This is a genomic window from Nesterenkonia ebinurensis (assembly GCF_008711175.1).
In the GTDB taxonomy this organism is placed as follows: Bacteria; Actinomycetota; Actinomycetes; order Actinomycetales; family Micrococcaceae; genus Nesterenkonia; species Nesterenkonia ebinurensis.
The window spans coordinates 28,179-46,618 of the sequence record NZ_VWNF01000011.1; the positions used below are offsets into that span (position 1 = coordinate 28,179).

General features: G+C 63.0%; 19 protein-coding genes and 1 pseudogene. 6 read left to right on the top strand and 14 right to left on the bottom strand.

Annotation, left to right across the window (positions count from 1 at the left end; genetic code table 11):
• Positions 1–132 precede the first annotated feature (132 nt).
• Together F0311_RS03945 and F0311_RS03950 are read right to left on the bottom strand one after the other, a co-directional pair.
• Positions 133–1,095 (bottom strand): type IV toxin-antitoxin system AbiEi family antitoxin domain-containing protein, encoded by a 963-nt coding sequence (locus F0311_RS03945; RefSeq protein WP_150460661.1) that lies wholly within the window; start codon positions 1,093–1,095, stop codon positions 133–135.
• A 283-nt stretch (positions 1,096–1,378) separates the two neighbouring features.
• A complete protein-coding gene (locus F0311_RS03950) occupies positions 1,379–1,849 on the bottom strand; it encodes a GNAT family N-acetyltransferase (protein WP_150460662.1) in 471 nt (156 codons plus the stop codon).
• Positions 1,850–1,998: 149 nt separating this feature from the next.
• On the opposite strand from F0311_RS03950, the gene dxr reads away from it, so the two are divergent.
• Both dxr and F0311_RS03960 read left to right on the top strand, forming a co-directional pair.
• Complete coding sequence (gene dxr, locus F0311_RS03955) at positions 1,999–3,282, top strand: 1-deoxy-D-xylulose-5-phosphate reductoisomerase (protein ID WP_150460663.1); 1,284 nt, start codon at positions 1,999–2,001, stop codon at positions 3,280–3,282.
• On the top strand, positions 3,279–4,760 hold the full coding sequence (locus tag F0311_RS03960; RefSeq protein WP_150460664.1) for a M50 family metallopeptidase: 1,482 nt from the start codon (positions 3,279–3,281) through the stop codon (positions 4,758–4,760). The genes dxr and F0311_RS03960 overlap by 4 nt, the downstream gene beginning before the upstream one ends.
• Positions 4,761–4,884: 124 nt before the next feature.
• Here the strand turns inward: F0311_RS03960 and F0311_RS03965 are convergent, their stop codons facing one another.
• A complete protein-coding gene (locus tag F0311_RS03965) occupies positions 4,885–5,439 on the bottom strand; it encodes a DUF1648 domain-containing protein (protein ID WP_150460665.1) in 555 nt (184 codons plus the stop codon).
• Between the two features lie 35 nt (positions 5,440–5,474).
• A complete protein-coding gene (locus F0311_RS03970; protein ID WP_150460666.1) occupies positions 5,475–6,116 on the bottom strand; it encodes a winged helix-turn-helix domain-containing protein in 642 nt (213 codons plus the stop codon).
• A 98-nt stretch (positions 6,117–6,214) separates the two neighbouring features.
• Between F0311_RS03970 and F0311_RS03975 the strand changes: the two genes are divergently transcribed.
• Positions 6,215–7,543 carry an MFS transporter gene (locus F0311_RS03975; RefSeq protein WP_150460667.1) on the top strand — a complete coding sequence of 443 codons (1,329 nt, stop codon included), beginning with the start codon at positions 6,215–6,217 and terminating at the stop codon, positions 7,541–7,543.
• Between the two features lie 3 nt (positions 7,544–7,546).
• Here F0311_RS03975 and F0311_RS03980 read toward each other — a convergent pair whose 3' ends face one another.
• The 6 genes from F0311_RS03980 to rpsB form a co-directional block, all read right to left on the bottom strand.
• The gene (locus F0311_RS03980; RefSeq protein WP_150460668.1) at positions 7,547–8,107 is read right to left on the bottom strand and encodes a DivIVA domain-containing protein; all 561 of its coding nucleotides are present in this window, start codon (positions 8,105–8,107) and stop codon (positions 7,547–7,549) included.
• A gap of 5 nt (positions 8,108–8,112) precedes the next feature.
• On the bottom strand, positions 8,113–9,018 hold the full coding sequence (locus F0311_RS03985) for a phosphatidate cytidylyltransferase (RefSeq protein WP_150460669.1): 906 nt from the start codon (positions 9,016–9,018) through the stop codon (positions 8,113–8,115).
• Between the two features lie 7 nt (positions 9,019–9,025).
• The gene (gene frr, locus F0311_RS03990) at positions 9,026–9,583 is read right to left on the bottom strand and encodes a ribosome recycling factor (RefSeq protein ID WP_150460670.1); all 558 of its coding nucleotides are present in this window, start codon (positions 9,581–9,583) and stop codon (positions 9,026–9,028) included.
• A 171-nt stretch (positions 9,584–9,754) separates the two neighbouring features.
• The gene (gene pyrH, locus F0311_RS03995; RefSeq protein WP_396897415.1) at positions 9,755–10,486 is read right to left on the bottom strand and encodes a UMP kinase; all 732 of its coding nucleotides are present in this window, start codon (positions 10,484–10,486) and stop codon (positions 9,755–9,757) included.
• Between the two features lie 108 nt (positions 10,487–10,594).
• The gene (gene tsf / locus F0311_RS04000) at positions 10,595–11,437 is read right to left on the bottom strand and encodes a translation elongation factor Ts (RefSeq protein ID WP_150460672.1); all 843 of its coding nucleotides are present in this window, start codon (positions 11,435–11,437) and stop codon (positions 10,595–10,597) included.
• 45 nt (positions 11,438–11,482) lie between these two features.
• Complete coding sequence (gene rpsB / locus F0311_RS04005) at positions 11,483–12,427, bottom strand: 30S ribosomal protein S2 (RefSeq protein WP_150460673.1); 945 nt, start codon at positions 12,425–12,427, stop codon at positions 11,483–11,485.
• Between the two features lie 474 nt (positions 12,428–12,901).
• On the opposite strand from rpsB, the gene F0311_RS04010 reads away from it, so the two are divergent.
• On the top strand, positions 12,902–13,612 hold the full coding sequence (locus F0311_RS04010) for a M23 family metallopeptidase (protein WP_150460674.1): 711 nt from the start codon (positions 12,902–12,904) through the stop codon (positions 13,610–13,612).
• A gap of 295 nt (positions 13,613–13,907) precedes the next feature.
• Here the strand turns inward: F0311_RS04010 and F0311_RS04015 are convergent, their stop codons facing one another.
• Positions 13,908–14,741 (bottom strand): hypothetical protein, encoded by an 834-nt coding sequence (locus tag F0311_RS04015; RefSeq protein ID WP_150460675.1) that lies wholly within the window; start codon positions 14,739–14,741, stop codon positions 13,908–13,910.
• 105 nt (positions 14,742–14,846) lie between these two features.
• Between F0311_RS04015 and F0311_RS04020 the strand changes: the two genes are divergently transcribed.
• A complete protein-coding gene (locus F0311_RS04020; RefSeq protein ID WP_150460676.1) occupies positions 14,847–15,299 on the top strand; it encodes a DUF6176 family protein in 453 nt (150 codons plus the stop codon).
• A 213-nt stretch (positions 15,300–15,512) separates the two neighbouring features.
• Complete coding sequence (locus F0311_RS04025; protein WP_150460677.1) at positions 15,513–16,622, top strand: GNAT family N-acetyltransferase; 1,110 nt, start codon at positions 15,513–15,515, stop codon at positions 16,620–16,622.
• Positions 16,623–16,674: 52 nt separating this feature from the next.
• On the opposite strand, the gene F0311_RS04030 is transcribed toward F0311_RS04025, so the two are convergent.
• The 3 genes and pseudogenes from F0311_RS04030 to F0311_RS18965 all read right to left on the bottom strand — a co-directional run.
• On the bottom strand, positions 16,675–17,259 hold the full coding sequence (locus F0311_RS04030; protein ID WP_150460678.1) for a Type 1 glutamine amidotransferase-like domain-containing protein: 585 nt from the start codon (positions 17,257–17,259) through the stop codon (positions 16,675–16,677).
• Positions 17,260–17,278: 19 nt separating this feature from the next.
• Positions 17,279–17,455: a hypothetical protein gene (locus tag F0311_RS17910; RefSeq protein ID WP_191089724.1), complete on the bottom strand. Its 177-nt coding sequence runs from the start codon at positions 17,453–17,455 to the stop codon at positions 17,279–17,281.
• Between the two features lie 414 nt (positions 17,456–17,869).
• Positions 17,870–18,413, bottom strand: a pseudogene (locus F0311_RS18965) (ABC transporter transmembrane domain-containing protein); the annotation flags it as partial.
• Positions 18,414–18,440 lie beyond the last annotated feature (27 nt).

Below are 18,440 nucleotides of genomic sequence, written 5' to 3' on the forward strand. Positions count from 1 at the left end.
CCACTACTCCCCCACCCTGCTCACTCGCCACGCTGCCCCTCATTCAACTGAGTGCATGATTTGTGCAGCTTTTTCAGCTTCAAAAGCCCCAAACTGCTGCACAAATCATGCACTCAGCGCCGGGACTGGGTCTCATGACCTCCAGCCGCGCTCGATCAGCTTGGCACGGATCTTCCGGATAGCTGCTGCACCGCCATTGCGCATGTGCTCCTTGGTAATCCGGACTTCCACCCATCCGAGAGCTTCGGTGACTTCTTGCCGGTGAACATCTTTCAGCACACGTTCCGGATCTGAGTGGTAGAGCTGACCTTCGTACTGCACCGCAACTTTGAATTCCGTGAACGCCAGATCGGGCCGGAAGAACATTTCGCCATGAGCATCCCCTATCAGTGGGTTCACCACGGGCTCCGGCAGATCAGCCAGATGGCAGTAGTACCGGAGTCGGGTTTCCTGAGGCGAATCGGCGACATCGTGGGCAAGCTCTAGAGCGGCCCGAGCGGTGCGAATACCCTTAGTCCGCCCCCGGGTCTCCAACGCAGCTCTTAGATCTTCCCTTTTGGCCAGAGGCACCGGACGGCCAGGACGTTTGACCCGCGTGGCCAGCACTTGATCCGCCAGGACAAGCGCATCTTCTTCGCTGGACTGCAGCGCCAGATCCAGCCACGTCCAGGCCGGAGCAGCTACCCGGATGCCTTGAACGTCACACACGAATTCCTCGGGGACCCGCACCACATGACTGCGCACCAGCCCCGGTCGCTGGATGCGCGCCGCCCGGTCCGCAACGGTGACATGGTAAGGCTCGCAGATCCCTGCAGCGGATAGGCCCCAGATAGCAGCTGCAGTCGAATGTGACACCACCCGCCTATGTTCTCGGGTGAGCACGCGAAGCTTGGCCCATACTGGGTCTGGGGCCTGTTCAGTGGAGGCCTGGAAAACGCCCGGAATCACCCGATGCAAAGTGCCGTTCCGTACCGCGTGCCTGAGATCATTGGGAGAGTATCCAGCCTTCTCCAGTTCTGCCCGCGAATACCAGCCGGGCACAAAAACGAACGGCGAACGATACCGCTTGTCAATAAGTTTTCCTGCAGTGGCCATGTCACCATTTCACGATGAACTGATTCCACTTTGTGCACAGACCCCGCCAGCTGTGGAATACCCGGCGTGTCCGATTGGCGCCAAGCACACCTGGGGAAAACTCTAGGCCTATCTCTGACCTAGCGCTGTGTGAGCGCCGCTGTCGCTGCGAGCTTGTGGAGCCTCGGCCACCCCACCCCTTCGCCGAGTGCATGATTTGTGCAACGTTTGCGGCTTCAAAAGCCTTAAACTACTGCACGGATCATGCACTCAAGAAATGAAATGCTGGAATTGAGCAGTCGCCTCAGCCCAGCTCGAGGAGCTTCTCGGTGATCACCTCAGCGCGAGCATTGGAGAAGACCTGTTCCTCACCGATCTCCACAAAGCCACGGGATTCCAGGATTTTCAGCGATCCCACGTTATCGATCACCACCCGGGCCCGCAGCGGGCGATCCTGGAACTCCTGCAGGAACTGGTCGAAGGCGGTAGTGGTCACGCCCATGTCCCAGAACTGCTTATCAGTCCAGAACATCACCTCATGCACATCGCCCTCGCGGAATACTGCGATAGACCCTGCAGCCTGCCCGTCCACATCAATAGTGCGGACCAGGGACTTTTCGTCGTTGAGCAGCTCACTCCAGTGATGGTCGAAAATGCCGCGGTCCTTGGGGTTGGTCGGAGCGAACCCGGCCATATGGGCGGCGTCGGCGTCCTGCTGAAAGGCGAAGAACTGGTCCAAGTCCTCGGCCTGCACATCGCGCAGAGTGATCTCCATGGAAGGCTCCTTCACATCGGCTTGTGGCCGAAACGTCTAAGACTCTGAGTGCATCCAGCCTACCCGCTCCACATGACCCGGCTCACTGGCGCCGGCCGACTTGCCACGCGGAGTTTGGCACCGGTGGCTCAGCCGGGATAATGGGGCGCATGTCCGAACCCCGCCGCGTCGCAATTCTGGGCTCCACCGGATCCATCGGCACCCAGGCGCTGGAGGTGATCGCCGCGAACCCGGAGACCTTCTGCGTCGTCGCGCTCTGCGCCGGCGCCAACGCCGCCCTGCTGGCCGAACAGGTCGCCCAGTTCCAGCCCGAACTGGTCGGCATCCGCGACGACGACGCCGCACCCCTGCTCCGCCAGCGGCTGGGAGACATCGGCCAGCTGGGGAGCACAGGCTCTCAAACCCAGGGCGAACCGGAGATCCTGACCGGGCCCGAGGCCGCTGAGTACATCGCCGAGCATTCAGGGGCCGACGTGGTGCTCAACGCCGTCACCGGATCCATCGGGTTGAAGCCCACCCTCGCGGCACTGCGCTCCGGGGCCACGCTGGCCCTGGCGAACAAGGAGTCCCTGGTGGTGGGTGGAACGCTGGTCCAGCAGGCGGTGCAGCGTCCCGGGCAGGTAGTGCCGGTGGACTCCGAGCATTCCGCCCTGTCCCAGGCCCTGGCCTCGGGTCGGCACCAGAAGGGTCTCTGCGCGCACCCCGAGACAGGGAATACCGGACTCACCAGCGAGTCCGAGGTCGCCAAGCTCATTCTCACCGCCTCCGGGGGGCCGTTCCGCGGCTGGAGCGCGGAGCAGCTGGCGGATGTCACCCCCGCCCAGGCGCTGGCGCACCCCACCTGGAATATGGGCCGGGTGGTCACCACCAATTCCGCCACGATGGTGAACAAGGCGCTGGAGGTCATCGAAGCGCATCTGCTCTTCGATGTGCCACTGAGCAGCATCGATGTAGTGGTCCACCCCCAGTCGGTGGTGCATTCGATGGTCCAGTACGTGGACGGCTCGACCATCGCCCAGGCCTCCCCGCCAGATATGCGGCTGCCCATCGCCCTGGCTCTGGGTTTCCCGAACCGGGTGCCTGGTGCGGCCGCGGCCTGCGACTTCAGCTCCGCCGCCAGCTGGGAGTTCGAGCCCCTGGACCACAGCGCCTTCCCCGCCGTGCAGCTGGCCAAACAGGCAGCCACCAGCTCAGCCACTCATATGGCGGTCTACAACGCCGCCAATGAGCAGGCAGTCGCTGCCTTCCACACCGGCCGGCTGCCGTTCACCGGGATCCTGGCCACAGTGGAACAGGTGCTCGCCCAGCACACCGATGTCCCCCAGGATCGGGCTGATCTGGACGCAGTGCTGAGCGCGGAGGACTGGGCGCGGAGGACCGCCGATGAGCTGATCGGGGCACCCAGTCCCGCAGCACAGGGAGCCGTCCGATGACCGCACTGCTGATGCTCGCCGGGATCCTCATTATGGTGGTCGGCATCATCCTCTCCATCGCCCTGCACGAGATCGGCCACCTGCTGCCGGCCAAACTGTTCAAAGTCCGGGTCACTCAATACATGGTGGGCTTCGGCCCCACCCTCTGGTCCAAGACCAAAGGCGAGACTGAGTACGGGGTCAAAGCAGTTCCGCTGGGCGGATATGTGGCAATGATCGGCATGTACCCCGAGCCCAAAAATCACGACGCCGCCCCAGGCACCTCTGAGGATGACAGCTCAGGCCCCAAGGACCCCTACCTCCAGCAGGTCGGCGCCCAGTACGCGGCTCCGCCGATTGAGAGGTCCTCTGCTGCCGAACGAGTGCCGGATGAGCGCAAGACGGTGATGTCGCACTCCACTGGCATCTTCCAGCAGATGTCCCAGGAGGCCCGGGAGGTGGCCGCTGAGGAGCTGAAGCCTGGGGACGAGAACCGGATGTTCTACCGGTTAGCCACCTGGAAGAAGATCATCATCATGCTGGGCGGTCCGGCGATGAACGGGCTGATTGCTCTGTTGCTGACTGCTGGGACCATCTCCACCCACGGGATGAACACCACTACGACTCAGGTTGCTGATGTCTTCGAATGCATCACCACTGTAGAGGCCGAGGAGGCTGCAGAGCCCCTTGCGGAGCGCGAGTGCACTGAGAGTGACCCGCCCGGCCCTGCCTACGAAGCAGGATTACAGCCCGGAGATCAGATCCTGGCCTTCGGCGGCACCGAGGTCGAGGAGTGGGAGGAGCTCACCCCGCTGATCCGTGACGCGGCAGGGCAGCAGAGTGAATTGGTCTACCTGCGCGACGGCGAACAGCTCACTACCCAGGTGACCCCGATTCTCACCGAACGGCCGGTGGAGGGTGCTATGGGCCGTGCCGAGCGGGACTCCCACGGCAGCCTGGTCACCGAGCCGGCCGGGTTCATCGGTGTGGTCAGCCATACCGAGGTGCAGCGTCAGGCACCCTGGGAGGCCGGCCCGCTGGTGTATGAACAGACCAGAGCGGTGGGCGGCGTCGTACTCACCCTGCCCCAACGGATGTATGAGGTGGCGATCTCTACGTTTACTGAGGTCGAGCGCGACCCGGACGGGCCGATGTCCGTGGTGGGTGTGGGCCGGGTGGCCGGGGAGATCTCGGCCCAGGATCAGATTCCTTGGGAGTCGAGGTTCGCCACCCTGATGTCCTTAGTCGCTGCGGTGAATATCGCACTGATGGTGTTCAACCTGATCCCGCTGCTTCCGCTGGACGGCGGACATGTGGCCGGGGCTCTCTACGAGTCGCTGCGGCGGGGCTGGGCCCGGCTGCGCGGCAAGCCAGATCCGGGGCCGTTCGACATCTCCAAGCTGCTGCCGCTGACCTATGTGGTGGCCGTGCTGCTGATCGCCATGGGGGCGCTGCTCATCCTGGCCGACATCATCAATCCGATCAGCTTCTTCGATTGACGCTCGGAGACAGGTGTCAGCCTATCCTCACTGCACTGTTGCTGAGTGCATGATCTGTGCAGTAATTTGAGGATTCTGAGGTCGAAAACACTGCACAAATCACGCACTCGGCGGAGATCCTGAGTCAACGAGCGCGGAAGCAGCGGATGATGCCCACCACGCAGACCGCCAACAGCAGAGCGGCACCCACCGGAATCAACCAGCCCAGGCCCCAACCGAGCCATATGGATGCCGAGCCGAAGACAGACACGGCCACAGCTGCCGTGCTCTGCACCATCAGCTGCTGGCCTGTTCGGTAGGCCCGCTGAGCATTCTCTGCGGTGATCATGTACGGGTAGTTGAACCAGTGTGGTGTGAAGCTGATCCAGGCCATGGCCAGCGCCATCAGCGTCATACCGCCGGTCACCCACAGGGAGGTCCACGGCGAGCCGTAGCGGGTGGCCTCGCCGATGAAGTCGAAGTGCACCGGTATCTGGTCCGGCATCTCCGGGATACGCAAGGCGATGAGCACGGTCAGCCCGATAGTAGTGAGCGCACTGGTCAGGAGCAGAAACAGGTGCAGCGGATCCATGGTGAAATCCGGCTTGGGCCGCGGATCTCCGTAAGCTTGGCGGTAGAGCCGGTCGGCCTTCGACTCAACCTGAGTATCTGCCTGCTGCTCTGGACGCTCTTCACTCATCGCTTACTCCCCTACTGACAATCCTTCCCGTCCCATTATTGCCCATCGCCCCTCGTGGCCCTCTTGATCTGATCGTCTGCCGCCAGCGGGAAGAAAGCGAAATGGAGGCGGACTCGGCGCCGTCCCTCGGTCTTCCCCGCCTCACGGCGAGCCTTGGCCGCGTCGGTGTGCTTGTCGATCAGGTCCCACACCTCATCGCGCAGAGCTTTCATCTCTTTGTGCGTCATCTGTGTGCTCACAGCGCTGTTGCCTGAGGCAGCGACCCATTCCGGGTCCTCCTCAGCGAGCCGGCCCATGTAATCCAGCAGCTTGGCAGCACCACTCCGGACTTGCCGTTCGGCCAGAGTCTCCAACAGCGGAGACTGCTGAGCTAATGACTGGGCATCCTCAGAGGCGATGTTGAGGCCGCCAGAGCGCCACCAGCGTTCACGTGCCGTCCCTTTGCCCTCAACCTCCTTGACGAAGCCGTATTTGGCAAGCTGCCTCAGGTGGTAGGAGGTCTGCCCGGTGGACTCCCCCAGGTGCTTGGCCAGTGTGGTGGAGGTGGCCTCCTCTCGGTCGTTGAGGTATTCCATAATCTGCATGCGCAGTGGATGAGCGAAGGCCTTCAGCGCCTGAACATCTTTGATGCGCGCCTGGTCCCCGAAGCGTTCAGCGGTAGAGCGTCCCTCAGACATGTTGCAGAAAAACCTTTGCAGTCATATAGTTGCAGATATCCACTTGCAGAGAAAATTATGCAAGTGTTTCTTGGCACTAGTCTACGGAGAAGATCACCATGTCGCACGCGCACACGCAGAACGACGACGCCGCCCCACTATCCAGCACATCACCTGACACCGCACCCGCCCCTGCCGAGAAGCTGGGCCGGGAATTCCATGTCCATCTGGGCACCGTGGCGCTGAACGCGATAGCCGGCGGCATTCTGTTTGCGGGTGTCCCCCTGGTGGCGGCCACCCTCACCAATTCTCCGCAGGAGATCTCGGTCATCTCCGCCGCCACTCAGCTGCCGGCTCTGATCGGGATTCTGGCCGGTCTGGTGGTGGACCGCACCGACCGCCGCCGTCTGCGCCTGGTGATGATGGGAGCTCGGGCCGGACTGGTGCTCGGCGCAGCCGCAGTGGCGCTGACCGGCAACCTCACCGTCTGGGCACTGGCGGGGCTGATGCTGCTCTACGCCTTCGGCGGGGTGTTCATCGCAGCTGCCAACGGCGCAATGGTCCCCCAGGTGGCTCCGCGTTCTCAGCTGGCCGCGGCGAACAGCCGCATTCAGGGTGCGATGTTCGTCTTCGAAGACATCGTGGGTGCACCCATCGCTGCCCTGCTGGTGCTGGCTGGGTCATTCTGGATCTTCGGGGTGCCGGGGCTGCTGGGCGTGCTGGGCGTCGTCGTACTCTGGGCGGGGCTGCGCGGACGCAGCTTCCGCGCTCCGCAGGGCGATCCCGGCCAGGCGGACGGGGCCGGGCCCGGTGGAATCGCACGGGCGCTGGGCGATATCCGGGAGGGCCTGCACTTCATCATCGTGCACCGGGTGCTGCGCCCGGTGTTCGCGATGTCGATGGCTGCGAACTTCGCCTCCGCCGCCTACTTTGCTGTTTTCGTACTCTGGATGACTGGGCCGGACTCCCCGATAGGCGTGCCCGCCGAGCTATTCCCGCTGTACTTCACCGTCATGGCCATCGGAGCCGTAACAGCCACTCTCACGGTAAGCCTCCTGCTGAAGCAGGTCCGAGAGTTTCCGCTGATGCTCGCCGGGTTCTGGTGCATGCCTTTCCTGCTGGTCGTCCAAGTGATCTGGCCGACCCCGTGGGTGATGGCCGGGACCATGCTGCTGCTGGGCTACACCCTGACTGTGGGCAATGTCATCGCCGTGACCCTGTCCCAGAAGCTGGTCCCGGGGCGGATGCTTGGCCGGTTCAGCGGCACCGCACAGACTGCCTCCTCCGGGTTGGCGCCGCTGGGTGCGCTGCTGGGCGGGTTCATCGCTGAGATCTTCGGCTTCTACGTTCTGCATCTGGGGGTGGCCGCCATTGTGGCTGCAGCTCTGGTCTATCCGATGCTCACCGTTCGCCAGCGCGATGTGGATGCCCTGGAAGTTCAGGAGTGACCGCTAGCCCACTGAGGCCATGATCTCAGTCATCCGGTCCAGAAAGGCGTCGACCTGGGCCTCGTCATAGGCCTCGCTGCCGCGGCTGACTCCGAAGGTGATGGTGCGGATCTCGTCCACGCTCATCGGGTTCTCCCCATTGAGGTACTGTTCCAGCTGCTGGGCAAGCTTGTCCACCTGAGCCTTCTGATAACCGATTCCTACCTCAGCCGTGGGCTCGCGGAAGCGCTGACCGGCCGGCCTCTCCATCCGGACGCGCAGCGGCTCGGAACGCTGGTAGAGCTCCTCATACCAGGCGTCCTCCCCGTACTGAGCGATGAAGCGGTCGCGCTCAGCACCGGCGAAAGCATCCTCGAGCCGGTCCAGCGCTGAGTCCACCTCTGCGGGATCATAGCCCCCGGGGCCCATGCTGAAGCTGGCCTCACGTATCTCCGAAAGAGGCATACCGGCCCCGGAGTCATAGGCCTCGCGGGCGCGTGCCATGAACTGGTCGACCTCGGCCCGGTCATAGCCCTGCTCGTTATCGCCCAGCAGTGTGAACAACGGTACAGAAGTGGTTGCCATAGGTATTAGCCTAACGGCAGTCCCGCACTCTTCGCGGTCAACGCCACGATCACGAAGTACGCAGTGGGCATCGCGAACACCAGGGAGTCCAGCCGGTCCATCACCCCGCCGTGGCCGGGCAGCGCCTGCGACATGTCCTTCAGCCCCAGCTCGCGTTTGACCATCGACTCGCTGAAATCTCCAGCCGTTGAGGCAACCACCACCGCTGCAGCAAGCAGGCCTCCGATATAGAGGGGCTCACTGAAGATCAGCCAGGAGGCGACGACGCCGACAGCCACGGCCCCTGCCATGGAGCCGGCGAACCCTTCCCAGGACTTCTTGGGCGAGACCTTGGGCGCCATGGGATGCTTGCCGAAGAAGACCCCGGCGATATAGCCGAAGAGATCATTGGCCACCACCAGCAGCACCACGACCACCAGCCGCCATTCCCCTTGTTCCACCTGGAGCAGCAGCAGGGCGAAGGAGATGAGGAAGGGCACCCAGCAGGCCACGAACAGCGAGGCCACAATACTGCGGCCGGGATCAGGAACCCGCCAGAGGGCTGCGCCCACCAGGACTGCGACCCCGGTGATCATCAGTCCCAAGGTCAGCGCCTCAACCCCGCCCCAGTAGGCAGCCACAGGCATGGCAGCTGCCCCCAGATAAAGCGGAATCTTGGGAATCCGGAGTCTGGGAGCCTCGTCGAACTCATGGGACTCCAGGGCCCGAGCCACTTCCCAGACCCCTAGACAGAGCAGCACAATCCACACCGCGATAAGCAGCGGCGGAACGAAGAAGATCCCGAGCACCGCAGGGACCAGCAACAACAGGCCTGTGACGATGGCTGCCGGCAGGTTCCTGCCGGCTTTGAGCTCCCGCTTGGCGTTGGCGGCCGTCTCAGGCTGAGTCTGCTGCGGCGGCGTGGTACTCATCAGCAGCTCAGACCTCGAGGAGCTCGGCTTCCTTACGTTTGGCCATCTCGTCGATGCGCTCGGTGTACTGCTTGGTGAGCCCGTCCAGCTCCTTGAGCGCGCGGTCGCCGTCGTCCTCGCCGATCTCGCCGTCCTTGACGGCCTTGTCGATGGCTTCCTTGGCCTTGCGACGGGCGTTGCGCACCGAGACTTTGTGGTCCTCAGCCTTGGACTTGACCAGCTTGACGTACTCCTTGCGACGCTCCTCGGTGAGCTCCGGCATGGTGATGCGGATCTGCTTGCCGTCGTTGGAGGGGTTGGCGCCGATCTCGGAGTCGGAGAGGGCCTTCTCGATCTCGCGCATCGCACCCACATCGTAGGGGGTGATCAGGATGGTGCGGGCGTCCGGGGTGGTGAAGGAGGCCAGCTGCTGCAGCGGGGTGGGCGCGCCGTAGTAGTCCACCAGCACCTTGGAGTACAGGGCAGGGTTGGCGCGGCCGGTGCGCACAGTGCCGAAGTCCTCGGATGTGGCATCCACGGCGCGCTGCATCAGTTCCTCGGCTTCGAGCAGGGTCTCATCAGTCACAGGTGTCTCCTTGGTCGGAAGGGCGTTGCGTCACAGTCTATCGGGCAGGAAGGGTACGACGAGGTGGGCAGGACAAGGTGCCGTAAGGCGGGGTCGTGATGAGGATCCCGATGTCAGGTGGGCCTCTGGCATCCGGGGTCCCCGGAAACGCGGAGCGTTTGCGGGACCATGTCAGGGCGTGACCAATGTGCCGATATCTTCGCCGAGCAGCGCCTGGGTGACGTTGCCGTCTCCTTCCATGCCGAAGACCCGCATATTCAGCCCGTTGTCATTGCACATGGTCATGGCGGTCTGGTCCATCACCCGGATATTACGATGCAGGGCCTCGGTGTAGGTCAGATGGTCCAGCTTCTCGGCGGTGGAGTCTTTGCGGGGGTCGGCGGTGTAGACCCCATCCACCCCGGATTTGCCCATCAGTACCATCTGGGCGCCGACCTCCAGTGCGCGCTGGGCGCAGACGGTGTCAGTGGAGAAGTAAGGCATCCCGGCGCCGGCGCCGAAAATCACCACTCGCCCCTTCTCCATATGCCGGATGGCGCGCAGCGGGATATAGGGCTCAGCGACTTGGGCCATGCCGATGGCGGTCTGCACCCGGGTGGGCTGGCCGGCCTGCTCCAGGAAATCCTGCAGGGCCAGGGCGTTCATCACAGTGCCCAGCATGCCGATGTAGTCGGCCCGGGCCCGGTACATACCGGCTGCGGAGAGTTCGGCCCCGCGGAAGAAGTTGCCGCCGCCGACTACTACTGCGACTTCGACCTGGTCCCGGACTGCGGCGATCTGTTCAGCGATGCCGCGTACGGTGGCAGGGTCCACGCCGACGGCGCCGCCGCCGAAGACTTCTCCGGAGAGTTTGAGCAGTACACGGCGGCGAATGGAGGCGCCGGGCGCGATGGATTCAGGCATTGATTTCACTCCAGTTCAGGCACAAGAAAAGGGGGTGACCACCGTTGAGATGGTCACCCCCTTTTCGCTAGGTTCAGACGTTCTGCGTCAGTCTAGCCTGTGTGGGGCTCAGTTTCCTACGCGGAACCGGGCGAAGGCCACAGCCTGGGTGCCTGCGGCCTGCAGCACCTTGGCCACGGACTGCTTGGGATCCTTGGCAAAGGGCTGGTCCACCAGCACATGCTCCTTGAAGTAGGCGTTGGTGCGGCCTTCTACGATCTTGGGGATCGCCCGCTCAGGCTTGTTCTCAGCCTTGGCGGTCTCCTCGGCGATTCGGCGCTCGTTCTCCACAGTCTCGGCCGGAACCTCGTCCCGGGTGAGGTAGGTGGGAACGATGGCGGCAGCGTGCACGGCCACATCATGGGCGGCGGTCTTGGCGTCCTCAGTGTCTGCGTCCACAGCCACCAGCACACCGACCTGAGCCGGGAGGTCCTTGGAGGTCTTGTGCAGGTAGGCGTCCACATAGGCACCGGTGACCTTGGCCAGGCGGCGGACCACGATCTTCTCGCCGAGGATCGCACCACCTTCCTCGGTCACGAAGTCACTGACCTTGCGGCCCTCAACCTCAGCCTCCAGCAGGGCCTCCACGGTGTCCAGCTGGTTGGCCACAGCGGTCTGGAGGACCTTCTCGGCCAGGGAGACAAACTTGTCTGACTTGGCCACGAAGTCGGTCTCTGCGTTGATCTCCAGCAGGTAGCCGGCGGTGCCGTCAACAACCTCGGCCAGCACAATGCCCTCGGCTGCGGAGCGGCCTTCGCGCTTGGCTGCGCCCTTCAGGCCCTTGATGCGGATGGCCTCAATGGCCTTCTCGACGTCGCCGTCGGCCTCGTCGAGCGCCTTCTTCACATCCATCATGCCGGCGCCGGTCTTCTCACGCAGGGCCTTGATGTCGGCAGCGGTGTAGTTCGCCATAAGTTTTCTACGGTCCTTTCGTTGAAGGATCAGTCAGGTGGTCGATTAAGCTTCGGTCTTCTCAGCAGCCTCAGCGGCATCAGCGTTGACGGGAACCTCCGCCTCGCCGGTCTCGGCCTCAGCGGCGGCGTCCTCATCGGTGGTCGGCGAGGCCTGGGCGGGCTCCTCGGCTTCAGCGGGCGCGGTCTGCTCAGCGGCGGCTTCAGCGGACTTCTGCTCAGCGGCGTGCTGCTCCAGCAGCTCGCGCTCCCACTCGGCCATCGGCTCAGCGGCTGCGCCGGAGCCGCCTGAACGGCGCTCTTCGCGGGCAATCAGGCCGTCTGCCACGGCGTCGGCAACTACCCGGGTGAGCAGATCCACAGACCGGATGGCGTCGTCGTTGCCCGGGATCGGGTAATCGACCTCATCGGGGTCGCAGTTGGTGTCCAGGATGCCGATCACCGGAATGCCGAGCTTCTTGGCCTCATCCACGGCCAGGTGCTCCTTATTGGTGTCCACCACCCAGATCGCGGAGGGGGTGCGGCTCATATTGCGGATGCCGCCGAGGTTGGCCTGCAGCTTCTCCAGCTCGCGCTGCAGCAGCAACAGCTCCTTCTTGGTGTGGCCGGAGCCGGCGACGTCCTCGTAGTCGATCTCTTCCAGCTCTTTCATACGCTGCACGCGCTTGGAGACGGTCTGGAAGTTGGTGAGCATGCCGCCGAGCCAGCGGTGGTTGATGTAGGGCTGGCCCACACGGGTGGCCTGCTCCTGGATGGCTTCCTGGGCCTGCTTCTTGGTGCCGACGAAGAGGACGGAGCCGCCGTGGGCCACAGTCTGCTTGATGAACTCGTAGGCGCGGTCGATGTAGGTCAGCGACTGCTGGAGGTCCACAATGTAGATGCCATTGCGCTCGGTGAAGATGTAGCGCTTCATCTTGGGGTTCCAGCGGCGGGTCTGGTGGCCGAAGTGCACACCGGAATCGAGCAGCTGGCGCATAGTGACGACAGGCATTGTCAGTCCTTTCGGTGCCGGGCTTTTGAACGTGGGCGCACCACGCAGCTCCGGCTTGTTGTTTATCGGTTGCCGTTCGGAAGTCGCCTCCAGGATTTCCTCCGGTAACCCGGAGCCTCGAAGTGACTTCCTCTACTTATTCCCGGACTGCTCCGGGCACCCGGTTCTCCCGGGCTCCTAGCGTGGGGTGAGGCTGGCGCCTGACACTCCCGGACACACAAAACGCTCCTGGTCAGGAGCGGATTGGATGGACCGAAGGGAGCGCCCTCATCTGCAAGCAGCTGAGCATTCCACGCGCGTAGTCAGCTGTTGAAGCGGGCACCGCAAAGTGCACGCAGTCAAGCTGCTGGTGTTCAGTCTAGCGTGTGGGCAGAGTTTTCCCCAACTCTGCTTCTGCCTGTACGACACACCGGGTACTCCACAGGTCACCGGGGAGCTGCGCCGTCGGGGAGCCCAAGCACTGAGTCTGGTGCCATGCCCGCACAGACTACGACGCCGCCCTGCACCCGTGAGTCAGCGCATCGACACGGTTCCCTGGGTGCTTCAGACACTTCCGACACTCTGGGGAATGCTGTCCCGCTGCTGCCGCGGGGCCGACCATTGTTCTGGTGGCCACGCCCCCTCCAGTGGCTGGGTGTTCTGCTGCTGGCGCTTGCTGTGCTGGGCGCCCCACCCGCCAACGCCGCGCACCCGCAGTGGCTGCCCCCGGTGGGCGGTGAAGCACTGCGCGGATTCGAAGCCCCAGAAGCACCTTGGGCGTCCGGGCATCGTGGATTAGATCTGAGCGTTCCGGCTGGTGGTGAGATCCGCTCCCCGGCTGACGGGGTGGTGAGCTTCTCCGGCGTCGTGGTCAACCGCGAAGTGCTCAGCATCAACCACGGCGCCGGCTACGTCAGCTCCTTCGAGCCGGTGGAGTCAGACCTTGAGGCCGGTGACGCAGTGAGTGCGGGCGACGTCGTCGCTGTTCTGTCCACCTACGACGACGGCAGCAGTCACTGCACGGGCGAAAACGGCCCGGCCCAGCCATGCCTCCACTGGGGCGTGCGCCTGCACGGTGACTACATCAACCCCCTGCTGCTGACCGGCGACTTCCAGCCCTCCGTCCTGCTGCCCCTAAGCTCAGAGGGAACGCTGTCTCACCCAGGCCGTCCGCAAGAAATACCGCGACCGGGTCTGAAACTGTGAGACAGCTATATCGGGTGTTCCCAGAGGGTGACTTCAAGGAGGCCCTCAACCTGCATCTGGCCCTGGCGCTGGAACCCTAAACAGGAGGGACCTCTCCTGGCCGCCACTGATCAATGCCCGGGGGAAGCCAACCAATCTTCCCATTGACGCCGCAGCGACCAGAGCGCATGGACCTCGTATTGCATGACAGACACCGGCTCAATCACGTCTGCTCCCTCGATCGGCCATATCAGCGAGGTTCAGCAAGCAGGGTATCCACTACACTCAGCGACTTCCTGAATATCTGAATATGAGGTCATCTGGACCGCCCCTTCAGCACAGACTCGATTTTCGACGTGTCAACCTCCGGCAGGTCGGATGCGACGAGCTGCACTGTCTGAGTGAGCAGCGTGTGCAATTCCGGTGCGCTGTGAACTGGACCGAGCGTCAAAGCGTAGAAGAACCGTTCACTGAAGTCGTTAGGGGCCAGAGCGAATCGACTCGCCAGATGTCGCGACCATTTGAACGAGGGATGTTCAATGTAGATCCTGTTGACAGCGCACAGCGTGCCGAGCAGCACCTCTGTGACCTCTGAGCACGCCCGCTGCAACATGGCTAGGTCTTCTCGCTGGACCAACGCCGGCCAGATCCGCCATCGACTCAGCCGTGACGGAGCCAGGAAACTGTCGGCAGTGGCCACCGCCAGGTTGTCCGGATACGCCGCAGCGGTCCGCCACTGGGCCACCAATTCTTTCCCGTGCAACGGCTTACCCCCGTGAATCGCTGACATCCTCATCTGACGCAGAAGATAGAGATCGTCCGGTGCGGCCAGTGACGTGGTCCAGCGGCCAATCTCAGCCGTGGTAAACCCACTCACGGTCACATCCACTCCACGGACTCGAACATCCTCGGACCACTCCGCGTCATCAGCGTCATAGGGCCACAGAGTTGTCACTTCACCGCCCAGTGCTAACGCCGGGGTCCGTCGCTGATCGTCAGAGGGAGGCGTGGTCCAGTAGACATCAAGCTCCACGTCGGAGAACTCATCGCCGCGACCGCGGCCGAGCGATCCCGCCAGCATCACCGCGGAGACGTTGCCGGTGGCTACGTACTGGTCCGCCAGCTGCTGCGTCACTTCAGGTTGATCCACCCAACGACCCTATCTGCCTGACCCCCACCCGTGATGCCTCAGCGTCAAGTCCCCGGCAAATAACCCCCTCGACCCCCACGCCAGCCTGCAGATAGCATGAATGCCATGTCCCACACAGCGTCCGAGATTCCTTTCCGACCCACCGGCGACGACTTCCCGGGCTGGTCGATGCCCCCATCCGTTCCGCCAGGCATGCGGCTTGAGCTTTCACGTGCGAAGCTGCTGGAAGCTCAGGAGTCACGCTTCGAGGACTGGATGGCGATGCTGCATGAACGTTACGACGAATGCGTCGCTACCCTCACACAGGAAAAGATGGCTCTGGAAGCAACTTTCCTGCATCAGGAAGCCGACGGATCATGGTGGATGTACCACCTCTCACTGATGGCAGAGGACTCCCCGGGTCTTGTGCTCAACAACGATCTCGACCGCGCCCACCACGAGTTCGCCACTCAGACTAAACACCGCGGCTGGGAAGAGCTGCAGCCACGATTCCTGCTGTGCCCTCCAAGCGTGCGAGCAGCACTGGAACAAGCTGCCTTCTCATCGAAGGACTCCTAGCGGATAGCTTCGTACTGCGGGAAATAGTGATGCCCCGGGGGCTGAGCCGCTGCGCGTCCGGACACCGTCGGCCTAAAGAAAAACCACTCTAGACCCCAGTCCCTACGCCAACGTTGGTACGGGTATCGAGAACGTGGTGGGCTTCAAGCCGCAGGGGGCGCTCGCTGTTGATGCCATACATGATGGCAATTGCCCGTCCGATAGGGTTGCGTCGTGACATCCTGCCGCATCATCCCCATCGATATTCCGACGAGGGCGGAAGATCCGGTCCCAGCGTGGCTGGTGGCCTGGCAGCACCTGGAATCTGAGCATCATCTGGAGGTGCTCGGCCATAAGGATATGGTGTCCGAGGCCGAACGCATCTGGCCTGCCACTGTGGACCAGACTGACACCCGCAAGTATGTGCTGGCAGCGGTGCCGGCCGATACAACCGAGAACGTGCCCGCCGAGCCCAGCGAGTACCTGGGTATGGCGCGCATCGGACTGCCGATCTCTGATAATCAGCACCTGGCTGAGACCGACGTGCTGGTGGCCGGAGAGCAGCGCGGCCAGGGCATCGGTTCCGCCCTGTGGCGAGCCGTGGAGGAGATCGTCCGGGAGGCAGGTCGATCGACGGTGATCAGCTATTCAATGCATCTGGCCGCCGACAACGACGCCGAGACACTTAGCCCAGCAGGGGGCTCCGGTGCGATCGGCGCTGATGATGTCACCGGGTTTCTCACCGCCCGAGGATTCCTGCTGGAGCAGGTGGAACAGCACTCCACACTGTTACTGCCTGCCGATGTGAGCCGCACCGCCGCCTGGGTCGCAGAGGCAGAGCAGAAGGCCGGGGTTGATTACCGGCTGATCCAGTGGACCAACTGGACCCCGGATGAGCACCTGGAAACTATGGCCGGTCTACGGCGCCGAATGAGCGTTGATGTGCCCACTGGCGAGTTGGATATCCAGGAGGAACACTGGGACGCCAACCGCGTCCGGCGCTTTGACCAGCGGCTGCGGGACAGTCAGCACGACTACGCACTGACCGCAGTGGAGCACATCCCCAGCGGAGAACTGGTCGCTTTCACCGAGATCAGAGCCTCACAAGGCCGGGCAGGCGCTTACCAGGATGCCACCCTGGTGCACGGTGAGCACCGTGGCAAACGGCTGGGCCTCTGGGTCAAGGCGGCCAACCTGGACCTGCTGGCCCGCGAACTTCCCTACGTGGATCGCATTCATACGTGGAACGCGGATGAGAACGCACACATGCTGGACATCAACCGTCGCATTGGGTTCCAACTGGCCAGCCTGGAAGGCGCATGGCAACTGCGGATTCTGCAGTAGGGAGTTCCGGCGAGGTCATCGCCGTCCTGTCCACCTACGGCGAAGGCTCCGTTCAAAAGCCCAGCAGCAAGTCCTCTCCGTCCTTCAGCTCGACAAACTCCAAACCCTCGGCTCGCAAGCAGCTAGCTGCTGCTTCAGCATCCTGCTCCCCCGCATGCGGGATTACCCGGGTGCCTATCAGGTTGAGGGAGTCAGCGGAGATCCCTGCGTGATATCCCTCCGGCAGAGTGGCTGGGTCGTCCATAAGCTCAATTCCTCGCAGATCCACGGAAGCCAGACAGGCACCAGCGGAGTAGCCGGCGTAAGTGAGCTGTGCACTCTCAGTAAGCGCCTTGCCCAGGCCCGCAGCTGTGGCGGCCCGGGCAAGAACGAACGCATTTCCGCCGACCACCCAGAGCAGATCAGCCTCCTCGAGCCTGGCCTCCAGCTGCCCGGCTTCACAGTGCCAGTACTCCCGCAGGTCCAGCTCCTGACAGCTGTACCCCAGTGCGCCCAGGTCCCCGCTCTCCCGCTCCCAGTTGCGCAGCCTGTGAGGAAACTCATCCAGGGCGTTCATGACGATCAGCGCCTGGCCGCCCGCGCCCCGCAATACATGGGAACGATGACCCAGCCGGTACGAGCTGAGGTAGATCCGCATAAGATCACAGTACTCAGTATCAGCCCCGAGCAGGGCAGGGGGTCACTGTGACGCCGTCCTGCCTGCGATAGGCGTACTTTCCGGTTGTCAGGACGAAAAGGTCGGTGATGTCATCTTCGAGCTGCTCTTTCAGCCACAGCAGATGCTTGACAATAAGTTGGACCTCGATGCCGAAGATCTGACCATCACACCCCATCGCGGCACCCAGCGCCCACCATGAGGATACTGTCGGGATCTAGGTCGAACCTGGGCGGGCGAGTTCCCGATGATCGGGGTGAGCAGCAATAGGTGCTCGTGCTCTACATAGTACGACCTCGCCCAGTCCATCGAGGATAGTGTGAGCATGGCTGAGTAGCCGACGAAGTACTGGGCAAGGCCATCGCTTGGGTTAGTCCGCCACCTTAGAACGCCCTAGATGCTCACATGCGTTCCGGATGTTGTCACCGGTGTTCGAAGTACGTCCACCAGGGTTCCAGACGACGCAGGATGTTCCGATTGGTTCCACTTCCGGCCGCCAAATAGTTGTTATCTGAACCTGCGAGCCCTTCGCGGATCCGGGTCATTTCCGCTCTCCGCCGATCGTCTGGGGAACTCTCGGATTCCCTTGTGTGGGGCTGATGCAGGCGATGACGATACCGGCGACTACGAGAACCACGGGGATGGAAATGGCGAGGATCCAGCTGAGCCCCACAACTTGGCGTATGGCCATGATGATGCCGCCGATGGACATCATGGGGGCCATCACCAGCATTGTTGATGCTTATCATCGCTAGCATCTGGACTTGCTGGACGTCGTTGGTGTTGCGGGTGATCAGCGACCCGGCGCCGAAGCTGGAAACCTCCCGTTCGGAGAACGTCGGTAACACGGGAGAAGATGTCGTTACGCAGGTCACGGCCCACACTCATGGCGGCGTGAGCGGCGTAGAAGGTGGCTACGACAGCTGCGAGGATCTGCAGCAGCGCCACGCCAAGCATCCACGCTCCGGTGCGCAAGATGTAAGGGGCGTCGCCATGTGCTACACCCTCATCGATGATGGAGGCGTTCAGGGTGGGTAGGACCAGAGCGGCCAGAGCTGAGGCGAACTAGGAAGTCCAGTACCCCAATCAAAAGGCCAATATCGCCGCAGATAGCGACTCAGAAGACGCAGAAGCACGAGGGAAATACAAGCACGCCGGTTATG

Excerpts from the sequence above, each read along its gene's own strand:
- F0311_RS03945 (WP_150460661.1), bottom strand. The coding sequence starts at position 1,095 with ATGGCCACTGCAGGAAAACTTATTGACAAGCGGTATCGTTCGCCGTTC.
- F0311_RS03950 (WP_150460662.1), bottom strand. The coding sequence starts at position 1,849 with ATGGAGATCACTCTGCGCGATGTGCAGGCCGAGGACTTGGACCAGTTC.
- dxr (WP_150460663.1), top strand. The coding sequence starts at position 1,999 with ATGTCCGAACCCCGCCGCGTCGCAATTCTGGGCTCCACCGGATCCATC.
- F0311_RS03960 (WP_150460664.1), top strand. The coding sequence starts at position 3,279 with ATGACCGCACTGCTGATGCTCGCCGGGATCCTCATTATGGTGGTCGGC.
- F0311_RS03965 (WP_150460665.1), bottom strand. The coding sequence starts at position 5,439 with ATGAGTGAAGAGCGTCCAGAGCAGCAGGCAGATACTCAGGTTGAGTCG.
- F0311_RS03970 (WP_150460666.1), bottom strand. The coding sequence starts at position 6,116 with ATGTCTGAGGGACGCTCTACCGCTGAACGCTTCGGGGACCAGGCGCGC.
- F0311_RS03975 (WP_150460667.1), top strand. The coding sequence starts at position 6,215 with ATGTCGCACGCGCACACGCAGAACGACGACGCCGCCCCACTATCCAGC.
- F0311_RS03980 (WP_150460668.1), bottom strand. The coding sequence starts at position 8,107 with ATGGCAACCACTTCTGTACCGTTGTTCACACTGCTGGGCGATAACGAG.
- F0311_RS03985 (WP_150460669.1), bottom strand. The coding sequence starts at position 9,018 with ATGAGTACCACGCCGCCGCAGCAGACTCAGCCTGAGACGGCCGCCAAC.
- pyrH (WP_396897415.1), bottom strand. The coding sequence starts at position 10,486 with ATGCCTGAATCCATCGCGCCCGGCGCCTCCATTCGCCGCCGTGTACTG.
- tsf (WP_150460672.1), bottom strand. The coding sequence starts at position 11,437 with ATGGCGAACTACACCGCTGCCGACATCAAGGCCCTGCGTGAGAAGACC.
- rpsB (WP_150460673.1), bottom strand. The coding sequence starts at position 12,427 with ATGCCTGTCGTCACTATGCGCCAGCTGCTCGATTCCGGTGTGCACTTC.
- F0311_RS04010 (WP_150460674.1), top strand. The coding sequence starts at position 12,902 with ATGCCCGCACAGACTACGACGCCGCCCTGCACCCGTGAGTCAGCGCAT.
- F0311_RS04020 (WP_150460676.1), top strand. The coding sequence starts at position 14,847 with ATGTCCCACACAGCGTCCGAGATTCCTTTCCGACCCACCGGCGACGAC.
- F0311_RS04030 (WP_150460678.1), bottom strand. The coding sequence starts at position 17,259 with ATGCGGATCTACCTCAGCTCGTACCGGCTGGGTCATCGTTCCCATGTA.
- F0311_RS17910 (WP_191089724.1), bottom strand. The coding sequence starts at position 17,455 with ATGGGGTGTGATGGTCAGATCTTCGGCATCGAGGTCCAACTTATTGTC.